The sequence below is a fragment of the Sideroxyarcus emersonii genome, from assembly GCF_021654335.1.
In the GTDB taxonomy this organism is placed as follows: domain Bacteria; phylum Pseudomonadota; class Gammaproteobacteria; order Burkholderiales; family Gallionellaceae; genus Sideroxyarcus; species Sideroxyarcus emersonii.
Genome location: NZ_AP023423.1, coordinates 2,235,623 through 2,250,440, shown reverse-complemented (window position 1 = coordinate 2,250,440; position 14,818 = coordinate 2,235,623). Strand labels below are relative to the sequence as shown.

Below are 14,818 nucleotides of genomic sequence, written 5' to 3'. Positions count from 1 at the left end.
TGGAAGAGGTGAATTGTCCAACCCTGCAGGCCGGCAGGATCCGGAGGACTTTGTTTTGACAGGGGGAAACATGCAGTTGACGCAAAGGCACAGGGAATACTGGCAGAAGAACCTGCGCCTGACCGGGATATTGTTGGCAATCTGGTTCGTGGCCACTTTCGTCGTTGGCTGGTTCGCCCGCGACCTGCAGTCCATAACCCTTCTGGGCTTTCCGCTCTCGTTCTTCATGGCGGCGCAGGGCGCATTGCTGATCTACCTGATCCTGATCGGCTATTACGCCTGGCGCATGGATCGCCTGGATCGCGAATACGACGTGCAGGAAGGCGATCGGTGATGGCCGCACCTGCGCAATCGCGCTTCGTCGCACAACTCAAACGTTACTATGCGCTCTACACGGGCGGATTCATCGGCTTCGTCGTCTTGCTGTCCATCTTCGAGCAGATGGGTATGCCCAACAAGATGCTGGGCTACATCTTCCTCGGGGCCACAGTGCTGCTGTATGCCGGAATCGGCATTCTGTCCCGCACCTCCGACGTCGCGGAATATTATGTGGCCGGCCGGCGTGTGCCGGCGTTTTTCAACGGCATGGCGGTCGGTGCCGACTGGATGTCGGCCGCCAGTTTCATCGGCCTGGCAGGCACGCTGTACCTGTCAGGCTACGACGGTCTGGCCTTCGTGCTGGGCTGGACCGGCGGTTTCGTGCTGGTGGCCCTGCTGCTGGCCCCGTACCTGCGCAAGTTCGGCCAGTACACCATCCCCGATTTCCTCGGTGCGCGCTACGGCGGCCGCATTCCGCGCACCATCGGGGTATTCGCGGCGATCCTGTGTTCGTTCACGTATGTGATCGCGCAGATCTACGGCGTCGGGCTGATCACCAGCCGCTTCACCGGGCTGGATTTCGGCACCGGTGTGTTCGTCGGCCTGGGCAGCATCCTGGTGTGCTCGTTCCTGGGAGGCATGCGGGCGGTGACTTGGACGCAGGTGGCGCAATACGTGATCCTGATCGTGGCCTACATGATCCCGGTGATCTGGCTGTCGGTGAAACACACCGGCAACCCGGTGCCGCAGGTCGCCTATGGTTATGTGCTGCAGAAGGTCACGGCACGCGAACAGGCGCTGAACGACCCGGCCACGCCAGACGGCGCGCGCGAAGCCGAGGTGCGCGCGATCCTGAAACAGCGCGAGAAGACGATCGAGGACGAATTGCAGGCGCTGGAGGTGGGCGGGGCTGCCTACCTGGCCGAAGAGAAAGGCAAGCTGGTCAAGGTGGCCGCCGAGCTGAAGGGCAAGCGCGATGCGGATCCCAAGGCCGTCGCGGCCGCCGACAAGGCCGTGGCGGAGTTTCCCGCAGATGTCGAAGCGGCACGCAAAGCATGGCGCGCGGCTGCCGAAACGGACCGGGCCAAGGCCGCCCCGATCGCGGCGCATGCGGAACCCTTTGCCGGCCCGGACCAGGCGACGCGCGACAAGAAACGCAAGAATTTCCTGGCACTGGTGCTGTGCCTGATGGTCGGTACGGCTGCGCTGCCGCATATCCTGATGCGTTTCTACACCACGCCGACGGTGCGGGAAGCGCGCCAGTCGGTGTTCTGGGCGCTGTTCTTCATTTCCCTGCTTTACATTACCGCGCCCGCGCTGGCGGTGCTGGCCAAGTACGATGTGTATACCCTGCTGGTGGGCTCCAGCTTCTCCGAACTGCCGAGCTGGGTGTCTGCCTGGGCGTCGGTGGACAAGTCGCTGATGAGCGTGACCGACATCAACCACGACGGCATCGTGCAGCTGGCCGAGGTCAATATCGGCGGCGACCTGATTGTGCTGGCGACACCGGAGATCGCCGGCCTGCCCTATGTGGTCACCGCACTGGTGGCGGCGGGAGGACTTGCCGCTGCGTTGTCCACGGCGGATGGACTGATGCTGACCATCTCCAATTCGCTGTCGCATGACGTGTATTACAAGATGATCGACCCCAGGGCGCCGACCGGACGGCGCCTGTTCATCGCCAAGGCGTTGCTGCTCGCGGTGGCGGTGTTCGCCGCCTATATCACCTCGCTCAAGCCCGGCCACATCCTGTTCCTGGTGGGGGCGGCGTTCTCGCTGGCCGCTTCCGCGTTCTTCCCGGCGCTGGCGCTGGGGGTGTTCTGGAAGCGTGCCAACAGGGCGGGAGCGGTGCTCGGGATGATCGGCGGCCTGGCGGTATGCATGTATTACATGTACATGACCTATCCGTTCTTCGGGGTGAATGCGCCGCTCTGGTGGGATATCAGTCCGATCGCCTCGGGCATGTTCGGCATGCTGGCCGGCTTCGTCGGCGTCATCGTCGGCAGTCTGCTGACCGCTGCGCCCGGCAAGGAGATGCAGGAGCTGGTCGACCATGTCCGCTATCCCTATCTGGAAAGCGACAGCAAGGACCGGATAGCCTGACCCGGCTTGCAGCAAGGCAAGAGCAGGCATAACCATTCAAGGCAGCAGAACCATGACAACCCAGAAACGCACCGTGTTCTATGTATCCGACGGCACCGGCATCACCGCCGAGACCCTGGGGCACGGCCTGCTGTCGCAATTCGAAGGAATCGAATTCCGGCCCTTGCGCTTCCCGTTCCTCGACAGCGAGGACAAGGCCCGGGAATGCCTGGCGCGCATCAATGAAGTCAGCCGGCGCGAAGGGGTTCGCCCCATCGTGATCATGACCCAGACCAATCCCGAACTCGGCGCCATCCTGCACCAGGCGGAGGCCTTCTTCATCGACCTGTTCGACGCCTTCATCGCACCGCTCGAGCAGGAGCTCGACTGCAGGTACACCCGCGTCATGGGGCGGTCGCACGGCCATGCCAACCCGGAATACAACTCGCGCATCGCGGCCATGAATTTTGCGCTGGCCCACGACGACGGCGTATCGGATGCGGACCTGAAAAGCGCCGACATCATCCTGGTCGGCGTGTCGCGCAGCGGCAAGACGCCGACCAGCCTGTACCTGTCACTGCAATTTTCCCTCAAGGCGGCCAACTATCCGCTGATCCCGGAGGATTTCGAGCGCGACCATCTGCCCTCGCGGCTGAAGCCTTATCGCAATAAGCTGTTCGGCCTGACCATCGCGCCCGAGCAGTTGCATCGCATCCGCAACGAGCGCCGCCCGAACAGCAAATATGCCTCGCTGGAGAACTGCCGTTACGAGGTTGCGGCGGCGGAACGCATGATGCGCCGCGAAGGCATCAAGTGGTTCGACACCACCTCGCGTTCCATCGAGGAACTGGCGGTACAACTGATGCAGGAACTCAATCTCGAACGGTGAGCCCGGCGGAGGCCGGTTCCAGGTCGTAGACCTCGTTCAGTATCTCAACGAAGCGCCGTGCCTGCGGCGACAGGAAACGCCCCTTGCGCAGCACCAGGCCGTAGCCGCGTTGCGGAAAGTATTGCTTGAGCGGGATGCGTGCCAGCTTCTCGGTCCCGGTCAGGCAGATGTCGGTCACGATGGAGATGCCCATCCCCAGTTCCACATATTTCTTGATGACCTCCCAGCCGCCCGCTTCCAGCGTCACGGTGAACGTCAGGTTGTGCTGCTGGAACACATACTTGACCATGCGCCAGGTCGAGAGATGGCGGGGCGGCAGGATCAGGCCGTACTGGCTGATCTCTTCCAGCGTGACTTCGGTGCGGCTGGCCAGCGGATGCCCGAGCGGAACGATGAGTGCGGGATCGAACGTGACCACCGGCTGGTAGGTGATGTCGTCCGGCACGTCCAGCATGGAACCGACGACGAGGTCGATCTCGTCGGCACGCAGCATCTTCAATCCGTCGCGCCCGGTCTCGTTGTGGATCTTCAGCTGGATGCGCGGATGGGCGGTGACGAAGCGGCGCACTGCTTCCGGCAGGATATACAGGATGGTCGATTCGCCCGCGCCGATGTTCAGTTCGCCCGAATCCAGCTTGCCGTGCTGGGCGGCGAAATTCTCCTCAAGGCCGTCGATGCCTTCCACCAGCGGCTTGGCCAGCGCATACAGGGTTTCCCCGTCGGGCGTCAGTTTGAGGACCGGACCGCGGCGTTCGAACACGGTCACGCCCAGTTCGCGTTCCATCGCCTGGATCTGCAGGGTCACCGAAGGCTGGCTCAGGAACAGCTTCTGCGCGGCCAGGGTGACGCTGCCGGTGTGGACGACTTCGCAAAAAGCCCGCATCTGCTTGAGGCGATTGTTCTTGTAGTAGCTCTGTTTTTCGGTGCTCATCCGGTGTCCTCCCCGCGCTGTCATTCGAGTATTTCACATATTAATAATTATGATTGAAAGAATTGATTCGCGAAATGATTCCGGCCTGGTTTACTCTGCGCCCATATAAAAGCAGTAAAAAATATAGGGTTTTGTGGTTGCTCTGGCGCCTGGTGGGGTGTAAGTAAATCGGCGGTTGGCGGGGAATGATTCCCGTTTTCCAGCAATGAGTTACTGAAGCGGGGAGAGACATGGGAACAGCATATAGCGTACTGGTGACGGGAGCCTTCATGGCCGGTTTGGGCGGCCTGCTGGCGTTTTTCCTGGCGATTGCCAGCAAGCGGCTCTATGTGTACGAAGATCCCCGCATCGACCAGGTCGAAGAACTGCTCCCGCATTCCAATTGCGGTGCCTGCGGCACGGCGGGCTGCCGCAACTTCGCCGAACAGGCCGTGGCCGGCAGGATCGAACCGGCTTCCTGCACCGTCAATACTCCGGAACAAAACAAGGTCATCGCCGCGTTGCTGGGCGTTGCACTGGGTGACGTGGAAAAGCGTGTCGCCCGTCTTGCCTGCGCGGGCGGTCGACATGTGGCAAAGATGCGGGCCCATTATGCCGGCCTGTCGTCGTGCCGCGCCGCCGCAGTCGCAGGCGGTGGCGGCAAGAGCTGCGCCTGGGGCTGCCTCGGGCTGGGCGATTGTGCCGACGTGTGCGATTTCGACGCCATCGCCATGGACAGTCACGGCCTGCCGGTAGTCGATCTGGCCAAATGCACCGCCTGCGGCGACTGCGTCGACATCTGCCCGAAGGATCTGTTCTCCATCCAGGGCGTGTCGCACAAACTGTGGATGGCTTGCCGCAACGAATCCGCTCCGGATACGGCAGAGGCCGCTTGCGAAGTGGCCTGTACCGCCTGCGGGCGTTGCGTGGCTGACGGCGCGGCCGGGCTGATCCACCTCGAACGCAATCTCGCCGTCATCGACTACGCCAGGAACGATAGCGCGAGCCGGCAGGCCATCGAACGCTGTCCCACCGGCGCCATCGTCTGGCTCGAGGGCGACAAGGTCATCAAGGGCAAATCCGCCAAAAAGATCATCCGTATCGAACCATTACCAGCCATGGCAGAGGCATAGGGGGCAATCATGTTGAGCAAACTCAAACAGTTCAAGTTGATCGGCGCAGCTGCCGGTGCGGCAGCCGGCCAGACCCGGTACAAGTATCCCGGCATGCGCGATGCCATCGACGGCAACACTGCCGTGATCATGGTGGAGCGCGAAGCCTCGCAGGGTGCCGGCGCCTACCCCATCACGCCTTCCACGCAGATGGGCGAATACTGGGCGGAAGAGGTTGCCAAAGGTCATCTCAACACAGCCGGGCACCCGCTGATCTTCGTCGAGCCGGAATCCGAACACGCGGCGGCAGGCGTCACCGCCGGCCTGTCGATGACCGGCTTGCGCGCAGTCAATTTCACTTCGTCGCAAGGCCTGGCCTTCATGCACGAATCGCTGTATGCGGCGGTCGGCAAGCGCCTGCCCTATGTGCTCAATCTCGGTTGCCGCGCCATCACCAAGGCCTCGCTGAACGTGCACTGCGCGCATGACGACTATCACTGCGCCGACGATACCGGCTTCATCCAGGTGTTCGCCAAGAACGCCCAGGAAGCGGCCGACCTCAACATGATCGCCCGCAAGACCGCAGAACTGGCGCTGACCCCGGCCATCGTGGCGCAGGACGGTTTCCTCACCACGCACCTGATCGAGCCGATGCTGGTGCCGGAACGGGAACTGATTGCCGAATACCTGGGCAATGCCGACGACCTGATCGACACGCCTACGCCGGCGCAGCAGATGCTGTACGGCCCCAAACGCCGCCGCGTGCCGTCCAGCTGGGATGTGGACAACCCGATGCAGACCGGCGTGGTGCAGAACCAGGATGCCTACATGCAGGCAGTGGCTGCGCAGCGCCCGTATTTCTTCGACCACATCTCCGCCCTGTTCGACAAGAATGCGGAAGAGTTTCATGCGCTGACCGGGCGCCGCTACAGCCGTATCGACAACTACCGTTGCGACGATGCCGATTACATCATCCTCGGGCAGGGCAGCATGACCGTGCAGGCTGCCGCCGTGGCGGACTGGATGCGCGAAACCCGCAAGATCAAGGTGGGGGTGGTCAACGTCACCATGTTCCGGCCTTTCCCCGGCGAACTGCTGGGCCGGGTACTCAAGGGCAAGAAGGGGGTGGCGGTATTGGAGCGCACCGACCAGCCGCTGTCGGAAGACTTGCCGCTGATGCGCGAAGTGCGCTCCACCGTGACCAAGTGCATGGAAAACGCGCGCGAGCATTCCTATGCTGACTACGCAACCTACGAGAGTGCGAAAGACATGCCGTCGCTGTACTCCGGCTGCTACGGCCTGGGTTCGCGCGACCTGCAACCGGAAGGCCTGATCGCCGCGGTGGAGAACATGCTGCCCGGCGCCGCGCACCGCAAGTTCTATTACCTGTCGGTGGATTTCGTGCGCGACGAATCGGCCAATCCCAAGCAGGAGATCCGCCAGCAGGAATTGCAAACCGCTTATCCCGGTATCAAGGATCTGGCGCTGCGCGGTTCCGAAAATCCCAACCTGCTGCCGAACAACGCCATCGCTGTGCGCATGCACTCGATCGGCGGCTGGGGCGCGGTGACCACCGGCAAGAACCTGGCGATGACGCTGTTCGAGCTGCTGGGCTGGGACATCAAGGCCAATCCGAAATACGGTTCCGAGAAAAAGGGGCAGCCGACCACCTATTACCTGTCCGCCGCACCGGAGCCCATCCGCATCAACTGCGAATACACCAACGTCGACGTGGTGATGTCGCCGGATCCGCAGGTGTTCGGCCATACCAACGCGCTGGAAGGCATGCGGCCTGGCGGCGTGTTCATCATCCAGAGTAATCTGGGCAGCGCCGAGGCATTGTGGTCCACCTTGCCGATGCAGACGCAGAAATTCATCGTGGACAACAAGATCCGTGTGTTCTACCTGGATGCGTTCAAGATCGCCCGCGAAGAGTCCAGCAACACCGACCTGCAGCTACGCATGCAGGGCAATGCCTTCCAGGGCGCGTTCTTCCGCGCCTCCGATGTGAAAGAGCGCGCAGGCCTCAGCGAAGAGACGCTGTTCACCGCCATCGAGAACCAGCTCGAAGCCAAGTTCGGCAAGAAGGGCAAGCGCATCGTCGAGGACAACCTGCGTGTGGTGCGCCGCGGTTATGAAGAGCTGCATGAGATCGAGCCGGAGCAGATGAAAGTCGGCCAGCGCGCCAAGGCGGTGGGCAAGCCCGCCCCGGCATTGCCGGTGATGCTGAAGCAACTGCCGGAAGGCGACGGCGGCCTTTCTGATATCCACCGCTTCTGGGAGCAGACCGGCAGCTTCTACATGAAGGGACAGGGTTCCGACAACCTGGTCGATCCGTTCATGGGTCTGTCCGTCATCCCCGCCGTGACCGGCGTGTACCGCGACATGACCGGCGTACGTTTCGAGCATCCGGAATGGAAGGCAGAGAACTGCACTGCCTGCGGCGAATGCTTCACGCAATGTCCGGACAGCGCCATTCCCGGCTTGGTATCGACTACCGCCAGCGTGCTCGACACGGCCATCCGGAAGATCGAAACGGGCGGGCGCCCGACCCGTTTCCTGCGCAAGTTCAGCCGCGTCGTCGACAGGAAGTTGCGCAACGCGCTGGACAAGGACGGCCTGGACGTAAGTGCCCTGCTGGCCAATGCCATCACCGAGGCATTTGCCGAAGATATGACGCAAGGCGAAGAGCGCGGGCGGCTGGAAACCGAAGTGAACCTGCTGCGCCAGGCCATCGGCGGCTTCAAGTTCGCCACGACCAAGCCGTACTGGACACAAAAGGAAAAGAAGGAAAAAGGCGCCGGCGGCCTGTTCTCCATCACGATCAATCCCTACACCTGCAAGGGCTGTGCCTTGTGCGTGGAGGTGTGCAGCGACAACGCACTGACCATGGTGACGCAGACCAAGGAGAGCATCGAGACCTTGCGCGCAGACTGGAATTTCTGGCTCGACCTGCCGACCACGCCACCGCAGTTCAGCCGCATCGACGACCTGGACGAGAAAGTCGGCGCGCTGGAGACGCTGCTGCTGGACAAGCACAACTACCAGTCGCTGGCCAGTGGTGACGGTGCCTGCCTGGGCTGCGGCGAGAAGGGGGCCATCCACCTGTTCACCAGCACGGTCACCGCACTGCAGCAACCGCGCGTGAAGAGATTCGTCGCCAGGCTCGACAAGCTGATCGGCGAGCTGGAGAACCACATCCGCATGAAACTCAGCGCCACGGTCGACCTCACCGACACCCAGGCATTGATGGATGCGGTGCAGGCCAACAAGGGCCACGACCTGACCTTGGCGAACCTGTCGGAGAGCCTGCTGGAGAAGCATCACGGCCAGCCCATCGATCCGCAATGGCTGCAACGCGTGAGCCAGATGCTGGAAAAACTGAAGGACCTGCGCTGGCGCTACATGGAAGGTCCGAGCAAGAAGGGCCGTGCCGAGATGGGCGTGGTCAATTCCACCGGCTGCACCTCGGTGTGGGCATCCACTTTCCCGTTCAATCCTTATCCGTTCCCATGGACGTCGCACTTGTTCCAGGATTCGCCGTCGGTGGCGATGGGCGTGTTCGAAGGACACATGGCCAAGATGGTGGAGGGTTTCAAGACCGTGCGCATGGCCGAACAGGAACTGGCCGGCGGCTACGATCCGGCAGCCAGCGACGATTTCTTTGCCCGATTCAACTGGGAGCAGCTCAGTGCGGAGGAATGGCAACTGTGTCCGCCGGTGGTTGCGCTGGGCGGCGACGGCGCGATGTTCGACATCGGCTTCCAGAACCTGTCGCGCGCGCTGATGGCGGGCAAGCCGATCAAGGTGCTGATCGTCGATACCCAGGTGTACTCGAATACCGGCGGCCAAGCCTGCACTTCCGGCTTCATCAGCCAGGTGGCCGACATGTCGCCCTATGGTGCCAGCAAACACGGCAAAACCGAGCGGCGCAAGGAGATCAGCATCATCGGCATGGCGCACCGTACTTCATTTGTGGCACAAGGCTCGCTGGCCAATGCCACGCACCTGCTGGAAAGCTTCATCGACGGCATCAACAGCCGCCGTCCGGCGCTGTTCAACGTGTATGCGGTATGCCCGCCGGAACACGGCGTGGGCGACAACAGCGCGGTGGCGCAGAGCAAGATGGCGGTGGAGTCGCGCGCTTTCCCGCTGTTCCGCTACAACCCGGATCTGGGCGTGACCTTCTCCGAATGCGCCACGCTCGAAGGCAATCCGGCGCTGGATGCCGACTGGCCCAGCTACAACCTTCACTATGAGGATGAGCAGGGCGACAAGAAGACGATGGTGCTGCCAATGACGTTTGCCGATTTCGCCCTGAGCGAAGGGCGTTTCGCCAAGCAGTTCAAGAAGGCGCCGCCGGAAACCTGGAACGACGACATGGTGTTGCTGGGCGATTTCCTCAAGCTGCCCGAGGACGAGCGCGAAGGCAAGTTCCCGTTCATCTGGTCGGTGGACAAGAAGAACCGCCTGATGCGTGTATTGACCTCGGTGGAGATGGTGCGCGCCTGCGAAGAACGGCAACAGTTCTGGCGTCAGCTCAAAGACGTGACGCGCACTGGTGCTGCTGTGCAAGTGGACGAAGAAGCGATTGCCAGCCGCGTACGCCAGGAACTGATCCAGAAGCTCTCGGCCGGACTGGGCATCAGTTCCAGCGATGCAGTCCAGCCCGTTGCGGCGGCGGCTGTGACGGGGGCGGCCGATGGCTACGAACCGGCGTGGGTCGATACGCCGGAATGCACGGCATGCGACGAATGCATCAATATCAATCCGAAAGTGTTTGGCTACAATGAAGCGAAAAAAATCGTTGTCCTCAATCCGAAGGCGGGCAGTTATCTGGACCTTGTCAAGGCGGCGGAGAAATGCACCGCCGGCGTCATCCACCCCGGAACGCCCTGGAACATGAACGAGGCGAACCTGGACAAGCTGAAGCAGCGCGCGGCCAAGTACAACTGAGGCGAGGCTGATATGGGTATTCGACTGCCATTCCTGAAACGTGCGGCGACCTTCGAGCACGGCATCCATCCGGCCTATCACAAGGAGACCGGCAGCCTGCCGATCCGCCGCCTGGCGTTCGCGCCGCGATTGATCGTGCCGCTGGCACAGCATATCGGCAAGGCGGCCGTGTGCTGCGTGGCGGTGGGGCAGGAAGTATTGCGCGGCCAGGTCATTGCCGATCCGGACGGCTTCATGTCGCTGCCCGTGCATGCACCGGCCACCGGTGTGGTCGAGGCCATCGGGCTGATGCCTTCGGCCAGCGGCAAGATGGTGGAGTCGGTCACCATCCGCGTGTACGAGGCCGACGGCCAGGAAGTGCAGGTGGGGACGCCGCGCGATATTGATGGACTGGACAAGCAGGAACTGCTGCTGGCGATCCAGCAGACCGGCATTTCCGGACTGGGCGGCGCCACTTTCCCGGCGCACGTCAAACTCAATGTGCCGCCGGAAACGGCCATCGACACCATGGTGGTGAACGGTGCGGAGTGCGAGCCGTTCCTGACCTGCGACCACCGCATCATGGTGGAGCGTACGCAGGACCTGCTGCGCGGCATCCGCATCGCGATGAAGGTCAGCGGTGCATCGCGCACCGTGATCGGCGTTGAGGACAACAAGCCGGATGCCATCGCCGCCATTGAAGCGGCATTGCCCACCGATGGCAGCATTACGGTTAAGGCGCTGGAGACCAAATATCCGCAGGGTGCGGAAGACACCATCATCTGCGCGCTGCTCGGTCGCGAGATCCCCGCCGGGCAACGCCCGGCTTCCATCGGCGTGCTGGTGAACAACGTGATGACGCTGGCCTATCTCGGGCGCCTGCTGCCGGCCGGCGAAGGCATCGTCGAACGCGTATTGACCGTGGCCGGTCCCGCCGTGGAAAAGCCCGGCAACTACATCGTGCCGATCGGCACGCCGTTGCGCTTCCTGCTGGAGCAGGTCGGCGCGCGCAGCAGTGCGAAGGAGATCATCCTCGGCGGCCCGATGATGGGCACGACCGTCTCGTCGCTGGATGTGCCCGTCACCAAAGGCACGTCAGGCGTGCTCGCATTCGGTGAAGCGCAGCTCGCAGGAGAGACGCAGCGCAGCTATGCCTGCATCAAGTGCGGCGAATGCCTCAATGTCTGCCCGAAATTCCTCAACCCGTCGCAGCTCGGGCTGCTGGCAGCCAAGCGCGAATATGCGCTGATGGCGGAGCGCTACCACCTGGATCGCTGTTTCGAGTGCGGCTGCTGCAGCTACGTCTGTCCCTCGCATATCCCGCTGGTGCAGCAATTCCGTATCGCCAAGGCTGTCAACAGAGAAAGGGCGGCAGCATGAGCATGGAACTGCGCACCTCCCCGCACCAGCACAGCGGACGCGATGTCCCCGTGATCATGCGCAACGTGGTGTATTCGCTGCTGCCGATCTGCGCTTTCTCGGTGTGGCAATACGGCCTGTCGGCCGCAGCGCTGATCGTCACGGTCACCCTGGCTTGCCTGGTCGCCGAGCGCATCAACAACCGCATCTCCGGCGCGGGCAATACGCTGTCCGATTGGAGTGCCACCATCACCGGCGTGTTGCTCGCGCTCACGCTGCCTCCCGCGTTCCCGTTGTGGATGGGCGCAGTGGCCGGCTTCGCCGCGATCTGGCTGGGCAAGTCGCTGTTCGGCGGCCTCGGGCAGAACCCGTTCAATCCGGCGCTGATCGGCCGCGCTTTCGTGCAGGCCGCTTTCCCGACCGCGATCAGTACCTGGGCGCCGGCGTTTGCGGCGCAGCGCTTCGGCGAGTTCATTCCATCCTCGCTCGCCGCACCGTTCATGGCACCGCCCGACATTGCATCGTGGGTCAGGCAGCAGGGGGTGGACGCGTTCACCGGCGCGACCCCGCTGGCGCGCTGGAAGTTCGAGAACATCACACCGTCCGCCATGGATTTCCTGACCGGCCATATCACGGCCAGTGCGGGGGAGACCTCGGCCATCCTGATCCTGCTGTGCGGCCTGTATCTGGCCGCGCGCAAGTTCCTCGACTGGCGCATCCCGGTGGCGGTGCTGGGCAGCGCGATGCTGCTGGCCTGGGCTTTCCACCTGGCGCAACCCGAACGCTATCCCACGCCGCTGTTCGTGTTGCTGTCCGGCGGGCTGATGCTGGGCGCGTGGTTCATGGCGACCGACATGGCGACCTCGCCGGTGACACCGCGCGGCATCTGGCTGTACGGCGCCCTGATCGGGATACTCACTGTGGTGATCCGCTACTTCGGCGGCCTGACCGAAGGCGTCATGTACGCCATCCTGATTGCCAACGCGGCCGGACCATTGCTGGACCAGTTCAATCAACCCCGCATTCTTGGCGGCAAACGGGATAAATCATGAGCGACACGCCTGAGCAAACTTCGCCGAGTTTCGAGATGGTGCGCACGCTGGGACTGGTGTCGGTCATTTGCGGCATCATCATCGTCGGTGTCTACCAGTTCACGCTGCCGGCCGTGAACGCCAACAAGAAACTGGCGCTGGAGCGGCAGGTGTTCAAGGTCCTGCCGCAGGCGAAGAGCGTGGTACCGTATTTCGCCACCGGCAGCGGGATCGTCCCGGCAGCGGGCCAGGACCTGCCGCCGGCCGGCGCGCTGGTGTTCTACGCGGTGTACGATGCCGCCGACAGGCTGGCGGGCATCGCGGCGGAAGCCTCTTCTTCCGGCTATGCCGACCAGGTTCGCATCCTCTATGCATATGACGTGGACAAGCAGGCCATCACCGGCATCGGCGTGATCTCCATGCGCGAGACGCCGGGCATTGGCGACAAGATACTCACCGACCAGGCGTTCCTGCAGAACTTCGAGGCGCTGGACGTGCGCCTGTCGGCCGATCTGCAGAGCCTGGCCAACGCGGTGAAGACGGTCAAGCACGGCACCAAGACCAGCCCCTGGCAGATCGATGCGATTGCCGGGGCAACGGTGACTTCCAAGGCGGTCGGCCGGGGGATTAACGAATCCGCGCAGAAGCTGTTGCCCAGGCTGCTGCCGCATCTCGATCAATTAAGGAAACCATCATGAGCGCACCTTCCAGTTTCGATGAATTCCTCGACGGGCTCTGGCGGCAGAATCCGATCTTCGTCATGGTGCTGGGCATGTGCCCGACCCTCGCCGTCACCGTGTCGGCGGTGAATGCCATCTCCATGGGGCTGGCCACCACCTTTGTGCTGGGGACCTCCTGCCTGCTTGTCTCGCTGTTGCGCCACTCCATACCCAAGCAGGTGCGCATCGCCAGCTACATCGTCATCATCGCGACCTTCGTCACCGTGGTGGATTATGCGATCCAGGCGATCAGCCTCGACCTGTACGAGGCGCTCGGCGCCTACATCAAGCTGATCGTGGCCAACTGCATCCTGCTCGGGCGGGCCGAAGCGCATGCCGCCAAGAACCCGCCGCTGCCGGCCACGTTGAATGCCATCGGCATGGGGCTCGGATTCACGCTGGGACTGTTCGCCATCGGCTGCGTGCGCGAGGTGCTCGGCGCCGGCAAGCTGTTCGGTATCTCGCTGTTCGGCGCGCACTTCCAGCCCTGGGTGGTGATGGTGCTGCCGCCGGGCGGCTTCTTCGTGCTGGCGTTCTGGCTCATCCTGTTCGCCGCCTTCCGCCACATCAACAGCAGACGCAATGCGCAACTCGGGGAGGTGCAATCATGAACAACGACAGCGTTGCCAATATCCTGCTGACCACCATCCTGCCCGGCAATTTCGTGCTGGCGATGTTCCTCGGCATGTGCCCGTTCCTGGGTGTGTCGCAGAAACTCAGCACCGCGTTCCCGATGGGGATCGCCACCGCGTTCGTGATCCTGGTGTCGTCGGTGTCGGCGTATTTCCTGAACATGGTGCTGGTGCATTTCCATCTGGAATTCCTCAGCGTGATCACTTTCATCACGGTCATCGCCTGCGCGGTGCAACTGGTGGAGATGTTCGTGAAGAAGACCTTCCCCGAACTGTTCCGGCAGCTGGGCATCTACCTGCCGCTGATCACCACCAACTGCGCGGTGCTCGGCGTGGCGCTGTTCCAGACGGCGCGCCAATACAACTTTGCGCAGTCGCTGGCTTACAGCATCGGCGGCGGCCTCGGCTTCACCCTGGCGCTGGTGCTGATGGCCGGCGTACGCGAACGCATGCAGCTCTCCAACGTGCCGACGCTGGTGCAGGGCGCGGCCCTCAGCGTGGTGATCGGCGGCTTGTTGTCACTGTCGTTCATGGGGTTTTCCGGAATAGGAGGCGGTGAATGACTTATCTGTATACGATCGGTTTTCTGCTCTTTGTGATGGTGGCGTGGGTCCTTGTGCAGGCCGCAGCCAACCGCTTTGCGCAGCGGCATCCGGAATTCGGTTCGGCACGCCGGATGGGCGAGGGATGCTGCGGCAAGTGTGCCGGCGATACCTGCGAAAAATCGGGACATCATTGACGTCCCGATTGCGCCGGCTCGTACTAGAATTCGCCCCCGGGCATCACGCTGCCGGCAGGCGCAGCGCGTGAGATGAAACGCGGTTAATCAAC

Annotated in this window: 12 protein-coding genes; 11 read left to right on the top strand and 1 reads right to left on the bottom strand. The window is 62.7% G+C overall.

All coding sequences use genetic code 11. The features are described 5' to 3' along the window. Positions 1–70 precede the first annotated feature (70 nt). Genes L6418_RS10870 through L6418_RS10860 form a run of 3 tightly spaced genes read left to right on the top strand, consistent with a single transcriptional unit; the run spans position 71 to position 3,289 of the window. Entirely contained in the window at positions 71–334 is a 264-nt protein-coding gene (locus tag L6418_RS10870; protein ID WP_237246941.1) for a DUF4212 domain-containing protein, read from the top strand. After that, entirely contained in the window at positions 334–2,421 is a 2,088-nt protein-coding gene (locus L6418_RS10865; RefSeq protein ID WP_237246940.1) for a sodium:solute symporter family protein, read from the top strand. Before L6418_RS10870 ends, L6418_RS10865 begins: the two co-directional genes overlap by 1 nt. Positions 2,422–2,473: 52 nt before the next feature. Beyond that, positions 2,474–3,289 carry a pyruvate, water dikinase regulatory protein gene (locus L6418_RS10860; protein WP_237246939.1) on the top strand — a complete coding sequence of 272 codons (816 nt, stop codon included), beginning with the start codon at positions 2,474–2,476 and terminating at the stop codon, positions 3,287–3,289. On the opposite strand, the gene L6418_RS10855 is transcribed toward L6418_RS10860, so the two are convergent. Beyond that, positions 3,273–4,220, bottom strand: a complete 948-nt coding sequence (locus L6418_RS10855; protein WP_237246938.1) for a LysR family transcriptional regulator — start codon at positions 4,218–4,220, stop codon at positions 3,273–3,275. The two genes, L6418_RS10860 and L6418_RS10855, sit on opposite strands and share 17 nt — an antisense overlap. A gap of 230 nt (positions 4,221–4,450) precedes the next feature. Here L6418_RS10855 and L6418_RS10850 point away from each other — a divergent pair, with 230 nt between their 5' ends. From L6418_RS10850 to L6418_RS10815, 8 genes are read left to right on the top strand one after another with little or no spacing between them, the layout of a single operon-like run. Further along, the gene (locus L6418_RS10850) at positions 4,451–5,332 is read left to right on the top strand and encodes a (Fe-S)-binding protein (protein ID WP_237246937.1); all 882 of its coding nucleotides are present in this window, start codon (positions 4,451–4,453) and stop codon (positions 5,330–5,332) included. 9 nt (positions 5,333–5,341) lie between these two features. Continuing rightward, a complete protein-coding gene (locus tag L6418_RS10845) occupies positions 5,342–10,267 on the top strand; it encodes a 2-oxoacid:acceptor oxidoreductase family protein (RefSeq protein ID WP_237246936.1) in 4,926 nt (1,641 codons plus the stop codon). A 12-nt stretch (positions 10,268–10,279) separates the two neighbouring features. Beyond that, positions 10,280–11,626, top strand: a complete 1,347-nt coding sequence (rsxC, locus tag L6418_RS10840; protein WP_237246935.1) for an electron transport complex subunit RsxC — start codon at positions 10,280–10,282, stop codon at positions 11,624–11,626. Continuing rightward, positions 11,623–12,657 carry an RnfABCDGE type electron transport complex subunit D gene (locus L6418_RS10835; RefSeq protein ID WP_237246934.1) on the top strand — a complete coding sequence of 345 codons (1,035 nt, stop codon included), beginning with the start codon at positions 11,623–11,625 and terminating at the stop codon, positions 12,655–12,657. Before rsxC ends, L6418_RS10835 begins: the two co-directional genes overlap by 4 nt. Further along, entirely contained in the window at positions 12,654–13,334 is a 681-nt protein-coding gene (locus tag L6418_RS10830; RefSeq protein WP_237246933.1) for an FMN-binding protein, read from the top strand. The genes L6418_RS10835 and L6418_RS10830 overlap by 4 nt, the downstream gene beginning before the upstream one ends. Beyond that, positions 13,331–13,966 (top strand): electron transport complex subunit RsxE, encoded by a 636-nt coding sequence (gene rsxE, locus L6418_RS10825; RefSeq protein ID WP_237246932.1) that lies wholly within the window; start codon positions 13,331–13,333, stop codon positions 13,964–13,966. Before L6418_RS10830 ends, rsxE begins: the two co-directional genes overlap by 4 nt. Beyond that, positions 13,963–14,550, top strand: a complete 588-nt coding sequence (locus L6418_RS10820; RefSeq protein ID WP_237246931.1) for an electron transport complex protein RnfA — start codon at positions 13,963–13,965, stop codon at positions 14,548–14,550. The genes rsxE and L6418_RS10820 overlap by 4 nt, the downstream gene beginning before the upstream one ends. Continuing rightward, positions 14,547–14,726, top strand: a complete 180-nt coding sequence (locus tag L6418_RS10815; RefSeq protein WP_237246930.1) for a chemotaxis protein — start codon at positions 14,547–14,549, stop codon at positions 14,724–14,726. Before L6418_RS10820 ends, L6418_RS10815 begins: the two co-directional genes overlap by 4 nt. The last annotated feature ends 92 nt before the right edge of the window (positions 14,727–14,818 follow it).